The organism is Acinetobacter lwoffii (assembly GCF_022809915.1).
Classification (GTDB): domain Bacteria; phylum Pseudomonadota; class Gammaproteobacteria; order Pseudomonadales; family Moraxellaceae; genus Acinetobacter; species Acinetobacter lwoffii_M.
On the sequence record NZ_JALGQY010000015.1, the window covers coordinates 17,051 to 31,538 of the forward strand.

13 protein-coding genes and 1 tRNA gene are annotated in these 14,488 nt (G+C 44.1%); 10 read left to right on the forward strand and 4 right to left on the reverse strand.

All coding sequences use genetic code 11. The annotated features are described in order from the left end of the window. Positions 1–33: 33 nt before the first annotated feature. On the reverse strand, positions 34–1,026 hold the full coding sequence (locus tag MTX11_RS09330; protein ID WP_243474960.1) for a DUF2804 domain-containing protein: 993 nt from the start codon (positions 1,024–1,026) through the stop codon (positions 34–36). Positions 1,027–1,163: 137 nt separating this feature from the next. Beyond that, entirely contained in the window at positions 1,164–1,673 is a 510-nt protein-coding gene (locus tag MTX11_RS09335) for a DUF1543 domain-containing protein (RefSeq protein ID WP_243474961.1), read from the reverse strand. A 484-nt stretch (positions 1,674–2,157) separates the two neighbouring features. Here MTX11_RS09335 and MTX11_RS09340 point away from each other — a divergent pair, with 484 nt between their 5' ends. Continuing rightward, a complete protein-coding gene (locus MTX11_RS09340) occupies positions 2,158–4,389 on the forward strand; it encodes an NADP-dependent isocitrate dehydrogenase (RefSeq protein ID WP_243474962.1) in 2,232 nt (743 codons plus the stop codon). Positions 4,390–4,679: 290 nt separating this feature from the next. Then, complete coding sequence (locus MTX11_RS09345; RefSeq protein ID WP_243474963.1) at positions 4,680–5,060, forward strand: hypothetical protein; 381 nt, start codon at positions 4,680–4,682, stop codon at positions 5,058–5,060. Between the two features lie 97 nt (positions 5,061–5,157). Here the strand turns inward: MTX11_RS09345 and MTX11_RS09350 are convergent. Beyond that, a tRNA-Leu gene (locus MTX11_RS09350) sits at positions 5,158–5,244 on the reverse strand. 167 nt (positions 5,245–5,411) lie between these two features. On the opposite strand from MTX11_RS09350, the gene queA reads away from it, so the two are divergent. From queA to secF, 8 genes are all read left to right on the forward strand, one after another. Next, entirely contained in the window at positions 5,412–6,446 is a 1,035-nt protein-coding gene (gene queA, locus MTX11_RS09355) for a tRNA preQ1(34) S-adenosylmethionine ribosyltransferase-isomerase QueA (protein ID WP_005106092.1), read from the forward strand. A gap of 16 nt (positions 6,447–6,462) precedes the next feature. Then, positions 6,463–7,491 (forward strand): hypothetical protein, encoded by a 1,029-nt coding sequence (locus MTX11_RS09360; RefSeq protein ID WP_243474964.1) that lies wholly within the window; start codon positions 6,463–6,465, stop codon positions 7,489–7,491. Between the two features lie 49 nt (positions 7,492–7,540). Next, on the forward strand, positions 7,541–8,110 hold the full coding sequence (locus tag MTX11_RS09365; RefSeq protein ID WP_114541829.1) for a LemA family protein: 570 nt from the start codon (positions 7,541–7,543) through the stop codon (positions 8,108–8,110). Between the two features lie 113 nt (positions 8,111–8,223). Beyond that, complete coding sequence (locus tag MTX11_RS09370; RefSeq protein ID WP_243474965.1) at positions 8,224–9,066, forward strand: DUF4303 domain-containing protein; 843 nt, start codon at positions 8,224–8,226, stop codon at positions 9,064–9,066. 130 nt (positions 9,067–9,196) lie between these two features. Beyond that, entirely contained in the window at positions 9,197–10,327 is a 1,131-nt protein-coding gene (gene tgt / locus MTX11_RS09375; protein WP_243474966.1) for a tRNA guanosine(34) transglycosylase Tgt, read from the forward strand. Positions 10,328–10,427: 100 nt separating this feature from the next. After that, positions 10,428–10,757, forward strand: coding sequence for a preprotein translocase subunit YajC (yajC, locus tag MTX11_RS09380; RefSeq protein ID WP_004645158.1), 330 nt, complete (start codon positions 10,428–10,430; stop codon positions 10,755–10,757). 51 nt (positions 10,758–10,808) lie between these two features. Beyond that, the gene (secD, locus tag MTX11_RS09385; RefSeq protein WP_004733746.1) at positions 10,809–12,707 is read left to right on the forward strand and encodes a protein translocase subunit SecD; all 1,899 of its coding nucleotides are present in this window, start codon (positions 10,809–10,811) and stop codon (positions 12,705–12,707) included. A gap of 8 nt (positions 12,708–12,715) precedes the next feature. Beyond that, positions 12,716–13,690 (forward strand): protein translocase subunit SecF, encoded by a 975-nt coding sequence (secF, locus tag MTX11_RS09390; RefSeq protein ID WP_171248508.1) that lies wholly within the window; start codon positions 12,716–12,718, stop codon positions 13,688–13,690. Positions 13,691–13,714: 24 nt separating this feature from the next. Here secF and MTX11_RS09395 read toward each other — a convergent pair whose 3' ends face one another. After that, complete coding sequence (locus MTX11_RS09395) at positions 13,715–14,398, reverse strand: hypothetical protein (RefSeq protein WP_243474967.1); 684 nt, start codon at positions 14,396–14,398, stop codon at positions 13,715–13,717. Between the last annotated feature and the right edge of the window lie 90 nt (positions 14,399–14,488).

The following is a 14,488-nucleotide window of genomic DNA, read 5'->3' on the forward strand; positions in this document are numbered from 1 at the left end:
TGAAGGCTTTTTTTAGGTCTTATGCCTGTACATTTACCACTTGGCATAATGCTGTTCAAGCAAGGCATATTCATTTAGTAAAATAATTTCCTGATCATCTTGCTGAATCGTTCCGGAAACCTTGGCTTGCCACTGACTAAACTGGCTCCCGACCAGACGCAGGTTGAGATTTTCATAACGGCGCCAGCCTGTACTCACCATCAGATTCAGTTTTTCATCCAGTGATTGAATCGTCCATTGGTTTTCCGATTCCTGCTGGAATAGTACATCGGCCAAGGGATAAATTTTCCCATTGATCCACAGACAGTTTTCGTTACCGAAGCTTTCATTTACGCCTGACGCCAGATTAATACCAATCCGGTTCTGGTTCAGATCCCAGAAATTACAGGACAACCAGAACCAGGCGGTTTCCGGGCGCAAAAAGCCGCAGGTATCATCCAGAGAGGCAAAGCTGCGTTCATTAAACTGAATGGTTTCACCTTGCTTGTTAATGAAAAAACCTTCACAGCCCAAGGTGGTTAATTTCTGGGTATAAGTCCAGCCATTTATGCCGGTCGGACTGCACATACTCAGTGGATCAGTTCCGGCACAAAAAATTCGCGCACTGAGTTTAATCTCGCCATATTTGCTGACATTGATATAACGCACGCCGTTGGCATGCTGGATATCGATCTGAAAAGGTGAATTATGGAAATAACTATGATTAAACAGTGGCTGTTCATCCAACACGGTGTTGCGTGACAGGAAATTAATCGCATTCCATTCCAACACTTCATTGGTCATATGGTTATAGACATAGACAAAACCATGCCCTGCCCATGCAATATCGGCAATTGCCAGTCCAATCGTATAATGCTCATGCTGAATACTACAGAATTTGAATTTTTTATATTTTAGATGCTTACGCCAGCCTGACAGCACATGACCATAAGGATTTTTGTATTGATATGCCTGATAGTCAATACTTTTTGGAAGCTCCTTAAAACGTCCATAACGCGGTTGTCCATTTGCCTGAATTAAATCCATTTAAGACATTCCATCTCAGTCAAAACTGTTTTTCCTTGGCAGTATTATGCCAATTATTAAATTTTGATAAAGAGGTTTTTTAAACCGCTTGTCGAATCATCAAGCCAGCCGCAGGTTTAATTCAATCGCAAACTGCTTTAAATCGTGAGATAAGTATTTTCCCAGCGATTGCCATTGAAACTACCTTCTAACAGTTGTACATAGCGGCCATAAACCTGATCGATGACAATACAGTCATCTACATCCAGCACACGGTCGGTATGCTGTTTTTGCCAGTGCCGGGCAAAGTAGGCTTTACCGCGCTGTTTAGCGACCATAGCATTCTGCGCAACCACCAACACATAACGATGCAACTCGCCAAACTCACGTGAATCATAACCCCCCAGATTAATCAGCCAAAGTTTTTCATCGGATTGCTGCGGCTGTGCATCAGTAAATTGCAGCGCATAGGACTTGCCCTCAAACTCTAGCCCGTTGATTTGCGCCCAGGCATCAACATGCAGACCTTTCTGTTCCGCAAACCAGGCATTTTTCAATTGCGGATAAGTGTCTTCCAGACTCTCTCCTATTGCCAAAACTACATCATGAACTTCTGTATTGGCACGGGCATGACGACCACCGAGCATCACAATAAACAGGCTGGGCATTACATTTCCTTGTTAGCGTCAATCTTTAAGATCATTTCATTGATGCTTGCCAGTATAGCGCAAAGCTATTCCATGATGATGTATCCATCTGCCAAGGACAAATTTGCATCATCAGCCTGACTGAATTTGCGCAAAACAGCATCCAGTCACTCGGTATCCATCTCCATATCGAGGATCAGTTTAAGCCTGTGTCGGGCTCAAAAAACCATTTTCAGTGAATACAATTGGCTAGCGAATCATTTCCGATCATTTTCATCAGGATTTACAGCGATAGAGGATTATTTTTTTGTACAAAATACAAACACGGCTAAACCGCACAAATCTGTACAAATTTTCGCCCAAATTTCAATCTAAAGGCATATTTCGTTGACTGAAATGCGCTGAAAGACGATACTCTCAATGTTTTTATTTAAGCAAATCGGTTCAAAGAGGCTGGGCCAAAAGTTCGGTCCTCAGAAACTCAATCCAACGCAAGGGGCTATATATGGCTGGTGGAAAGTCAACTATCATTTACACACTGACCGACGAGGCGCCATTACTGGCGACTTATTCTCTGCTGCCGATCATTGAGACCTTTACTAAGCCAGCTGGCGTTGAGATCGTCAAAAGTGACATCTCTGTAGCTGTGCGCGTGCTCTCCGAATTTACAGATTACCTAAGCGAAGAGCAAAAGGTGCCTGACACTCTAGCTGAGCTAGGTCGTCTTACACAAGATCCAGACACGAACATTATCAAACTCCCAAATATCAGTGCTTCTGTTGGCCAGCTAACAGCGTGTATCAAGGAACTTCAGTCTAAAGGCTATGCAATCCCTGACTATCCTGAAAACCCGACCACTGAAGAAGAAAAAGCAATCAAGGCACGTTATAGCAAATGTCTTGGTTCAGCAGTAAACCCTGTTCTACGTGAAGGTAACTCAGACCGTCGTGCGCCTGCTGCCGTTAAAAACTACGTGAAAAAACACCCGCACTCTATGAGCGAGTGGAAACAGTGGTCTCAAACTCACGTTTCACACATGGACGAAGGTGACTTCTACCACGGCGAAAAGTCAATGACTTTAGACCGCGCACGTGATGTGAAAATGGAATTGATCACCAAGTCTGGTGAAACCATTGTTCTTAAGCCAAAAGTTGCGCTTCAAGACGGCGAAATCATCGACTCAATGTTCATGAGCAAGAAAGCACTTTGCGACTTCTACGAGAAAGAACTTGAAGACTGTCGTGAAGCAGGCATTCTGTTCTCTTTACACGTTAAAGCAACCATGATGAAGGTGTCTCACCCAATCGTCTTTGGTCACTGTGTAAGAATCTACTACAAAGAAGCATTCGAAAAACATGGCAAGCTTTTTGATGAGCTTGGCATTAATGTCAATAACGGTATGGCCGGTCTTTACGAGAAAATCGAGACGCTTCCGACTTCTCAACGTGAAGAAATCATCCGTGACCTGCACGCTTGTCAAGAACACCGTCCAGCACTGGCGATGGTTGATTCAGCAAAAGGCATCACTAACTTCCACTCTCCTAACGACGTCATTGTAGATGCTTCTATGCCTGCCATGATCCGTGGTGGCGGTAAAATGTGGGGCGCTGATGGCAAACCTTACGACTGTAAAGCAGTTATGCCTGAATCTACATTCGCGCGTATTTACCAGGAAATGATCAATTTCTGTAAGTGGAATGGTAATTTTGATCCAAAAACCATGGGTACTGTACCGAACGTTGGTTTGATGGCACAAAAAGCTGAAGAATACGGTTCACATGACAAGACTTTCGAGATCTCTGAAGCCGGTGTTGCAAACATCGTTGATCTTGAAACTGGTGAAGTGTTGATGTCACAAAACGTGGAAGAAGGCGATATCTGGCGTATGTGTCAGGTGAAAGACGCACCGATCCGCGACTGGGTAAAACTTGCAGTTACTCGTGCACGCAACTCTGGCATGCCGGCAATCTTCTGGCTTGACCCGTACCGTCCACACGAAAACGAACTGATCAAGAAAGTTGAAAAATACCTGAAAGATCATGACACCACTGGTCTTGACATCCAGATCATGTCACAAGTACGTGCAATGCGTTATACGCTTGAACGTGTTGCTCGCGGTCTAGATACTATTTCTGTAACAGGTAACATCCTGCGTGACTACCTGACTGACTTGTTCCCGATCATGGAATTGGGTACATCTGCGAAAATGTTGTCAATCGTGCCATTAATGGCAGGTGGTGGCATGTACGAAACAGGTGCAGGCGGTTCTGCTCCTAAGCACGTACAGCAGTTAGTTGAAGAAAACCACTTACGTTGGGATTCACTCGGTGAATTCATGGCGTTGGCGGTATCTTTAGAAGAAATGGGTATTAAAGAAGGCAATGACAACATCAAGTTACTTGCCAAAACTTTAGACCGTGCAACTGGTAAATTACTGGATAACGACAAGTCACCTTCTCGTCGTACAGGTGAGCTTGATAACCGTGGCAGCCATTTCTACCTGGCGAAATTCTGGGCTGAAGAACTTGCTGCTCAAGACGAAAATGCTGAATTGAAAGCGAAGTTTGCACCTCTTGCAAAAACTTTAGCTGAAAATGAAGAGAAAATCGTTGCTGAGCTTGCAGAAGTTCAAGGAAAATCAGTAGACATCGGCGGTTACTATGCGATTGATCAAGAGAAAGTAAATGCAGTGATGCGCCCAAGTGCTACTTTGAATGCAGCGCTTGAAACGATCTAAGCTTTTGCAAAACTGACTGAGTCAGTGATATAGAAAAACCGGCGTCTAGGCGCCGGTTTTTTTTATATCTGATTCATGCATCGTAGTCACTGAAGTAATTTATTTTTTAAACACAACTATTACCAACCGTCTAATTCATAAAGTAAAATGACATCTTTTCTCTGTCCTAGAAACATTCAGACACTTTAAGAGAAACTTTTACCAGGAGTCATAAATAAGGGATAATCAAAAAATGAATGAATTAATCAATAACAATTGGTTTTGTCAGTATAGCCACAGGCCTAATTGTAATGGTTATTCCTAAAGTCTTTGACTTTATAAAACATCATTTAAGTAAAAAAGGAATTGTCGGTAAACTCATTAGAAAATCTAATCTTAGTACATTAATATATGTGCGAAAAACATTGAAAGATGAAGTTAAAATTAACAAAGAAATAGTGAAGTATTCTGCTTATTTAATAATTTTTCCTCTAAGCCTGATGATCTATTTTTGGCTAATTATTTGCCTTACAATTCTTTCTGAAAATTTTAGAATTTATGCAAATAATCATAATTTAACTTACAATATTTTTATCTTAATTGTTGGATTCCCTATCTATATTTTCGAGCTTCTCTACCTCAATCAGAAAGATCTTGTAGAAAAAATTTTTAAATTTAGAAAAAACAAATAAAAGATTAGGTTTCTTTCTTAATACTTTTTTACATTAACATTTTCAGCAGGCAATAAAAAACCCCAAGACTGAATGTGCTTGGGGTTTTTTAGAATTTTGGTCCCGAGGGTCGGACTCGAACCGACACGTCATCTCTGACAGCGGATTTTGAGTCCGCCGCGTCTACCAATTTCACCACCTCGGGAGTGGATGAAAGGTATAATACGCGATTTCTCAGCACTGTCAACGCAGAATATTTTCATTTGTTTATTTTTAAAACAAATCGCATTTTTTCGTTTTAAAATCGAGCAATTCCCGCCATAAAAAAGAAAAAAGTTTATACTAGCCGCAGTTTTTTTAGCGTAAATCATCATGCAACTTTCTGATTTTAATTTTGATCTCCCCGATGAGCTGATTGCTCGCTACCCACTGGAAACACGCAGTGCCTCTCGCCTGTTGCACCTCGATGCCCAAGGTCAATATCATGACCATCAATTTACCGATATTCTGGATTTACTTGAAGACGGCGACTTGTTGGTATTAAACGACACCAAAGTCATGAAGGCCCGTTTAAAAGGTAAACGTGCTTCAGGCGGTGCGGTAGAAGTGCTGGTTGAGCGTATGCAAGATCGCTTTATTGCCTACTGCCATATCAAGGCCAGTAACACTCCAAAAGCCGGTGCAGAACTTTTTATTGGCCCGGATGCAGTGAAAGTGACCGTACAAGGCCGTCATGAAAATCTGTTTATTGTAGAATTTTCACAACCAATTCTCGATGTGCTGGATCAATACGGCGCCTTGCCGATTCCGCCTTATTTCAACCGTGAAGCGGAAGAGATTGATACTGAACGTTATCAAACCGTGTTTAATGACCCAACCAAACTGGCCAGCGTTGCAGCACCTACTGCCAGCCTGCATTTTGATGCCGATCTGTTGGCAAAATTGGAAGCCAAAGGGATTCAAAAAACTTTTGTGACCCTACATGTTGGTGCAGGTACTTTCCTGCCAGTGCGTACCGATGATATTCAAAATCACATCATGCACAGCGAATGGTGCGACGTCCCTGAAACTGCGGTCGAGATGATTCGTCAGACTAAAGCCCGCGGTAATAAAGTCATTTCTGTAGGCACGACTGCCACCCGTGCAGTCGAAAGTGCAGCACAAGCACATAACGGTGAACTGGCAGCCTGGACAGGTGATACCCAGATTTTCATCTATCCGGGTTATCAGTTTAAAGTGGTCGATCGTTTGATCACTAACTTCCATTTACCAGAATCGACCCTGTTAATGCTTGTGTCTGCCTTGTCCAATCGTGACAATATTCTCAATGCTTATAAGCATGCAGTAGACAGCCAGTATCGCTTCTTCAGTTATGGCGATGCCATGCTGATTGATCAGGCGAAATAAGCGAGAACCATTGCCCATGCCGATCGAGTCTGTACAACAGTCCATTCATATTCGCCGCAAGAAAAATGCAGTGGTGTTTCAAAATATCGCTCGGCTTTGGGATCTGGGTCAACAGGCCAAAACGCATCAGCAATTGCTGGATGGGCTGCATCCCTGGAATGGCCCGATTACGCTCAAGTTTGAAAATAACCTGCCGCTTGCGCTTGCCGGAATTGGGCTTTTTCTGATTGGCAGCATTTTTATTGCGCCGGGAAATATCTGGATTCAGGGCAGTGTTTTTCTCGGCTGTCTCTGTATCTTCTGGGCCTATATTTGCTATGAACAGCAGCAGCCCTTAGAGGAAGTCATTGCTTTTCTGGAAGAACAGGCACTGGCCAAAAAATATCAGCTTGCCTTTCAAAAACAGCCACTGCATATTTCCATGCCACTCAATCCCCTGCACTTTATCCGGCATTTAAAACAATTATTTCCAGTATTCAATCAAGGTTCGTTGAGTAATGAGATTCAGCGTTATGCCAGCACGGTCTGGGAAGATGAAAATGGCCAGCAACATCAGGTGCTACTGTTCCAATACCACTATATTGATGAAGTACAGGCCCGAAATAAGGAAGGTCAGCCAGTCAAACTGATGCAGGTCCATAAAGACCTGTGGGGCGTATTTGTGTTTGATATCCGGATTCAGGGACTGGCCGTTACGACTTCCAGAAAGAAATTTTATTATCCTTATAGCCATCCCTGGCACAGCAGCGATATTCGCACCAATCAGCGCTTAAGCTTTTATGGTAGTGATCCGCTGCAAACTGCCAAATTACTCAGTCCAGGTTTTGTGCTGCGACTGGCCGAATTTTTTGAACAGCGTCAGGGTGATTTACTGTTTCACCCAGAAAATAAGATGCTGTGCTATCTAGGGCCCCATGATTTATTTCAGGTATCGAGCAAGCAGCAGAATATTAGCGATATTTCCACATTGCGCGGCCACCTGAGAACGTTTAAATTAAAACAGCTCGAAAACTTACAACATGATCTGCTGCAGTTTTTAAAATAAATTTTTCGCATCATTTTTTAAATATAGATATAGCTTGGGGAGATCTCGGATGGGATTTTTGATTTTATGTTTGTTCATTGTGGCACTGATTGTCGCGATTATCATGATCCGCAACAGTATTGTCCGTCATCACAACGCCACGATTCGCGCCTGGTCGGATGTCGCCAGTTATGAACGGCAAAAACTGAAAATTCTGGACGGGCTGCAACCGCTGGTCGAGCAATACTCGAGTTTCGAAAAAGGTACGCTGGAAAAAGTCACCGAACTGCGTCAGAACATCATGAACCTGAATATCAAGGATGCTGATATTGGACAGTTGCAACGCATTGAAAGCCTGAATAAACAGTTGATGCACAGCCTGAATGTGGTGATTGAAAATTATCCGGAACTGAAAGCCAATGACATCTATCTGAAAATGATGGCTGAAATTGAAGAACAGAATGAAAATGTCGGTGCTGCGATTACCATTTATAATCGCAATGTCGAACTGTTTAACAACCAGATCCAGATTTTTCCGCACAACATCATTAACAATATGTTGCTCAGAAAAAAAGTGGTACGTCCATTCCGTGATCAAAGCGTGACTCAGAATTTTGATTACCGTCCGAACTTTCACTGAGTGAACAGCAAGATCTGATAAAATTTTGCATCCTTGGCACATTAACTTATTATAAAAATAGCCAAGGATGCGGCTGTACCTGTCTAAAACTTATAAAATAAAGAATAAAAATTATGCTGGATTATTTAGAGCACTTTCAACAGACGCTGGTCGAGGAATTTTATCGGCTGTATGATCATTATCAGGATGATCAAATCTATGCCTGTAGTCTGGTCTTTGACGAATTTTTACTGCTGGATGATCTGGCCATTTCGACTGAACGCAGTATTTTTAAAGATCCGGAATATCTTCAGCAATATCTGGCGGAACAGGATCGCTGGAATGTCCGGAAATGGCGTTATCGGGCACATGCTTTGCCCCACTCTGGACTCATTCCCTTTAAAACCTTGCTGGCCGATTATTTTAAAACCCAGCACAGCTTTGGCCATCCGGTATTGGCACAGCAAAAACAGCTGCACGCGACGCATCTGGATTTATTGCTGGAGAGTTTTAAACAGACCAAACATCGTCTTTCTGAGGCTTATGGTCTGGATGTGGATGGCATCCTTTTTTTCATGAGCCTGCCCACCCAAGTCGAATTTGAATGCCAATCTGCGCAGACCCTTAATCCGGCCCATGTTCATTTACAGGAATTTCTGGCATCCAGACAAACTACTCATTTACCTGCCATGCAGAAACGCTTGAAACTCTCGCAAAATGACAAGGATATTCTGATTGATCTAGAGCAGATGCTGGTAATGGAACCTTATGACTATCTGCAAGTGGCGCAAGATGCCTATTTGCTGACCTTGGAATCCTATTTTGTCGATAGCAATATTTATATCCAGAAACTGATCCAGCATATTGCCGCAATGGCCTCCGAGCCGGATGGCAGCTGCGCCCTGAGCCGGGAAGATATCCAGCAGCGCTTGCAGCAGTTTTCTGCCCATTCACCAATTTCCCCGGATGTTCCCTAGCTTCAGCGATAAATAAAATTACAGAGCGAATGCTCTACAATGCTGGCGTTTAGTGTAAGAATCAAGGAAAATAGCGCCCTTTAGCTATAACAATCAGCGAACTGTTTTTTCGCCTTGATGTGGAACTCCTATGAAGTTTGAAAAATTAGGTCAGTCGGGCCGTGCCCGTCGTGGTCGTTTAACGCTTGAACATGGTGTGGTGGAAACCCCGATGTTCATGCCTGTGGGTACTTATGGTACGGTCAAGGGCCTGTTGCCACGCGACATTAAAGAGATCAAATCTCAAGTCATTCTGGGCAATACTTTCCATTTGTATCTACGTCCAGGACTGGATGTGATTCGTGAACATGGCGGCCTGCACGAATTCATGAAATGGAATAGTCCCATTTTGACCGATTCAGGCGGCTTTCAGGTCTTCAGTCTGGGCGCAATGCGTAAAATTAAAGAAGAAGGTGTGACCTTCCGCTCACCAATCGATGGTTCAAAAGTATTTTTATCACCTGAAATTTCAATGGATATTCAGCATACGCTGAATTCTGACATTGTAATGATTTTTGATGAATGCACGCCGTACCCTGCGACGCATGAAGAAGCGCAAAAATCATTGCAATTGTCTTTACGCTGGGCGGAACGCTGTAAAACCCAGCATCATGACGTGCTGAAAAACCGTAATGCACTGTTCGGGATTATTCAGGGCGGCATGTATGAAGACTTGCGTGATGAATCTTTAAAAGGCCTGCTTGAAATCGACTTTGATGGTTATGCGATTGGCGGCCTGTCCGTTGGTGAGCCAAAAGAGGAAATGATCAAGGTACTGGATTATCTTCCAGAAAAAATGCCTGCAGACAAACCGCGTTATTTGATGGGTGTCGGCAAGCCTGAAGATATTGTGGAAGCGGTACGTCGTGGTGTGGATATGTTTGACTGCGTGATGCCAACCCGAAATGCACGTAACGGTCACTATTTTGTGACAGACGGCTTGGTGCGGATCCGTAATAGTAAATATCGTCATGACCAGAGTCCACTCGATCCGCATTGCGACTGCTATACCTGCCAGAACTTTACCCGTGCCTATTTATTCCATCTTGAGAAATGTGGAGAAATGCTCGGCTCTATGCTCGGTACGATTCATAATCTGCGCTATTACCTGCGTTTGACTGAAGCGATGCGTGATGCATTAGACAACGGTACATTTGACGAATTTGTTCATGACTTTTATGCCCGCCGTGGCCTGGAAGTGCCACCTTGTCCGCAAGATTAATCCATCAGCATTTGCGCTGAGGAAAAAGACAATGTAAATTGCAAGAATATATCAATTTATTATCGAGTTGATCACCAGTTTTTTATTTTAGGAAAATGTAATGAGCCTTTTTATTTCGACTGCTCACGCTGCAGGTGAAGCTGCACAACAACCAAGCATGATGGCGAACCTTTTGATGATTGCTGTTTTTATTGCAATCTTCTATTTCTTGATCTGGCGTCCTCAATCTAAACGTGCCAAAGAACACCGTGCTTTGGTCGACAGCCTTGGCGTTGGCAGTGAAGTGGTATTTGCAGGCGGATTAATGGGCAAAATCACCAAGATTGAAGGTGACTTCGCAGTGGTTGAATTGAGCCGTGGTGTAGAAGTCAAAGTTCAACGTGCAAGTGTGATTTCAGTCCTCCCTGAAGGCACTTTAAATAACCTTTAATCAAAAATAGTCGTGCCCTCGCACGACTTTTTCATTTTAAGAAGAAAACGAATGCGTTACCCAGCATGGAAATATGTACTGATCCTGGTTGTCCTGGTGATCAGTACCTTATATGCCCTGCCAAGTTTGTATCCAGATGAACCTGCTGTACAGATTTCGGGTGCCAAAGCCGGTACTCAAATTGATGCAAGCATCGTACAAAAAGCAGAGCAAATTTTAAAAACTGAAAATATTGCCACCCATGACAATAGCTTTGGCAACAATGCAGCCTTATTACGTGTAGATTCAAGTGAATCGCAGCTTAAAGCTAAAGAGGCTTTACGTCGTGGTTTAGGTGATGATTACGTGGTTGCATTGAACCTTGCCCCGACCACCCCAGAATGGCTGCAAAAAATTGGTGCCAAACCAATGAAGCTCGGCCTGGATTTACGTGGTGGTGTTCACTTCTTGCTTGAAGTGGATATGGACAAGGCCATTTCCCAGCGCATGGAAACCTCTGCTACGGATCTACGTCGTCAGTTGCGTGATAACAACCTGAAATTTAATAGCCTGAATTTAAGCAACAACACCATTGTGATGCAGTTTGCCAACAATGATGATCGTTCTGCAACGATGGACTTCTTGCGCCGTAATGGCAATGAGTTTACCCAGCAGGCTGTTGCGACCGAGACCGGTTCGACCTTACGTCTAAACTATACTGATGTGCGTAAGCAAGAAATTGAATCTTATGCTGTCAATCAGAACTTGACCACTTTACGTAACCGTATTAACGAGTTAGGTGTGGCAGAAGCACTGGTTCAAACTCAGGGCAGCAACCGTATTGTGGTTGAGCTTCCTGGTGTGCAGGATACCGCTGAAGCGAAACGTGTCTTAGGTCGTACCGCGAACCTCGAGTTCCGTCTGGTGTCTGACCTGAATGATCAATATATTGATCCATATACCGGTCAGGCAACGGGTGCATTGCCACCAGGCACAGAAGTCTTTGCTTATGAGTCACTGGACAGTGGTCGTCAGCTCCTCTTGAACCGTAACCGTATCTTAACCGGTGAACGTGTTCAGAATGCATCAAGTGGCTTTAGCCAAGACACAGGCGGTGCTGAAGTTAACATTACCTTGGACAGCGCAGGCGGCAAACTGATGTCGGATGCCACCCGTAATGCGGTCGGCAAACGTATGGCCGTCTTGTTCATCGAGAACAAGCAGCGCATTAATTATGTGGAAGACCCTGCGACCGGTACGCAAACTGAAGTGCGTACACCGTATACCGAATCTGTGGTCATTAACGCTGCAACCATTCAGGCAGTACTGGGTTCTCAGTTCCGTATTACCGGTCTGGACTCGCCGCAAGAAGCTGCTGAACTTGCCTTGATGCTGCGTGCAGGTGCATTGGCTGCGCCAATGTACTTTGTAGAAGAACGTGTAATTGGTCCAAGTCTGGGTCAAGAAAACATCGATAAAGGTGTACTTTCAACTCAGATCGGTTTCCTTCTGGTCGCCATCTGGATGGTGGTATTCTTCCGTCTGTTTGGTGTGATTGCCAACTTTGCCTTGGTCTTTAACCTGGCGATGATTCTGACAGTCATGTCTTGGATTGGCGCTTCCCTTACCCTTCCGGGTATTGCCGGTATCGTCATTACCATCGGTATGGCGGTCGATGCCAACGTACTGATCTGTGAACGAATACGGGAAGAAATGAAATGGGGAGCTTCGCCAAAACAGGCGATTGTGGCCGGTTATGATCGTGCCTATAACACCATTTTCGACTCGAACTTGACCACATTCCTGGTGGCGTTCATTCTGTTCGCGATTGGTACAGGTCCGATCAAAGGCTTTGCCGTAACCCTGATGATTGGTATTGTCTGCTCGATGTTTACTGCCATTACAGTAACGCGTGCCGTGGTACAGCTCATTTATGGCAAAAAACGTAACTTGAAAAAGTTGAGCATTTAAGGAGATCACTGATGACTGAAAATACTCAACTGAATCAAAAACAGTACGGTCGCCCGGAAGACGAACGCATTATTCCGTTTATGAAGATTGCGATGCCTGCGGCATTGTTTTCAATCATCCTAACCGTTGCGAGTATCTTCTTTATTGCCACCAAAGGCCTGAACCTTGGTTTGGACTTTACCGGTGGTGTGGCAGCCGAACTCAACTATACCAATCCGGTCAAACCTGAAGATGTCTCCAAGGCATTAAACCAGGCAGGCTTTAATGATGCTGTGGTTCAGACTTTAGGTTCTGAACGTGACCTGATGGTGCGTATGCCGGTTCAGGAAGATATCGAAGCTGAAGACCTGACCAAAGCGGTTACAGCAGCGGTGCAACTGCCAAATAATGCGGCAGAAGTACCGAAGGTCGATGTCGTCGGTGGCCAGGTCGGTAATGAGCTCTATGTCCGTTCTGGTGGTGCTGTGGCACTTGCGCTCCTGCTGATGCTGGTCTATGTCACCATCCGCTTTGAATTCAAGCTGGCTATGGGTGCAGTATTGTCACTGTTCCATGATATCGTCGTTACCCTCGGGATTTTTGCGATGATGCAGTGGCCATTTGACCTCACTGTACTTGCGGCACTCCTTGCAATCATCGGTTTCTCACTGAACGATAATATCGTGGTCTCTGACCGTATCCGTGAGAACTTCCGTAAGATTCGTGGTGCAGAACCGGTCGAAATCATTAACATTGCCCTGACTGAAACCCTGCGTCGTACCATTCATACCTCTATGACCTTATTGCTGGTGGTGCTTGCCATGATGCTGATGGGCGGCGATGGTCTGAAATGGTTCTCGATCGCGATGTTTGTTGGTGTCTTTGTCGGGACCTATTCGTCCATCTATATTGGTACAGCCTTTGCCTTGTGGCGTGGTCTAAACCGTCAGGACTTTATTGTTCAGGTGAAACCAGAATTTGAAGACGAGAACCAGATTCCATAATCTGTTCTGTTTCATGTTCATCGTTCAGCCCGTCTTATGATGGGCTGAATTATTTCTGCCGTTTGAATATGTGGCAGTGGGAATAATCGCAATGACTGGATGGATTTTCTCAATATCAGTTTTTTGGAAAATCACCTGTCGGTGTTCATCCAGGCTTTGGAATTCATAATGATCCTGAGCTTCGCTCACCAACTGCAAAATTAGCTGCAGGCCATTGACCAGATATATACAGAGCATGCATGAAATTGGCAACTCGGCCTGTTTGTCACAAACCAGCCACCAGCCCGGTTTTAAGCTGGGAAAATAATACGGCCCTGCTACCTGAATCGCATAATGCTGTGCTTGCAGATGAAAAATATCCTGATTGAATGAGAGCGCTGAATCCAGGGAGATAAGTGCAAATGCCTGCTGTTCTATTACCTGCATTTGAAACAGAGTACCTTGCGCTGGAACCGGAGCTAATTCAACTTTTGGTTCAGCCGACTGATCTAGAATGAGCACATCTAGACCCAGTTGTTGTTCCAACTCCCTTGCTGCTTTCTCGCCGATCTGGCGTTTGCTATTCAGCAATTGCGCAATATATGAGGCTGACAAGCCGAAATGTTCACAGATCTCTTTGCCGGTTTTAAATTGCTGCGTCTCGATCAGCAAATCAATCACCTTGGCCAGATTATTTCGTCTACGTTCAAATATTTCGGTCGCGCTCATTTTGGTTTGCTGGTCTATTTTTTATGCATGTGATTCAAATACCTTACAATAAAAAAGCCCGCAATTGAATTGCAGGCTTTTTAAACTTAG

Bases quoted from the DNA above. Each gene is read 5' to 3' on its own strand.
- MTX11_RS09365 (WP_114541829.1), top strand. From the start codon at position 7,541: ATGGGATTTTTGATTTTATGTTTGTTCATTGTGGCACTGATTGTCGCG.
- MTX11_RS09360 (WP_243474964.1), top strand. From the start codon at position 6,463: ATGCCGATCGAGTCTGTACAACAGTCCATTCATATTCGCCGCAAGAAA.
- secD (WP_004733746.1), top strand. From the start codon at position 10,809: ATGCGTTACCCAGCATGGAAATATGTACTGATCCTGGTTGTCCTGGTG.
- MTX11_RS09395 (WP_243474967.1), bottom strand. From the start codon at position 14,398: ATGAGCGCGACCGAAATATTTGAACGTAGACGAAATAATCTGGCCAAG.
- MTX11_RS09330 (WP_243474960.1), bottom strand. From the start codon at position 1,026: ATGGATTTAATTCAGGCAAATGGACAACCGCGTTATGGACGTTTTAAG.
- queA (WP_005106092.1), top strand. From the start codon at position 5,412: ATGCAACTTTCTGATTTTAATTTTGATCTCCCCGATGAGCTGATTGCT.
- yajC (WP_004645158.1), top strand. From the start codon at position 10,428: ATGAGCCTTTTTATTTCGACTGCTCACGCTGCAGGTGAAGCTGCACAA.
- MTX11_RS09335 (WP_243474961.1), bottom strand. From the start codon at position 1,673: ATGCCCAGCCTGTTTATTGTGATGCTCGGTGGTCGTCATGCCCGTGCC.
- tgt (WP_243474966.1), top strand. From the start codon at position 9,197: ATGAAGTTTGAAAAATTAGGTCAGTCGGGCCGTGCCCGTCGTGGTCGT.
- MTX11_RS09370 (WP_243474965.1), top strand. From the start codon at position 8,224: ATGCTGGATTATTTAGAGCACTTTCAACAGACGCTGGTCGAGGAATTT.
- MTX11_RS09340 (WP_243474962.1), top strand. From the start codon at position 2,158: ATGGCTGGTGGAAAGTCAACTATCATTTACACACTGACCGACGAGGCG.
- MTX11_RS09345 (WP_243474963.1), top strand. From the start codon at position 4,680: ATGGTTATTCCTAAAGTCTTTGACTTTATAAAACATCATTTAAGTAAA.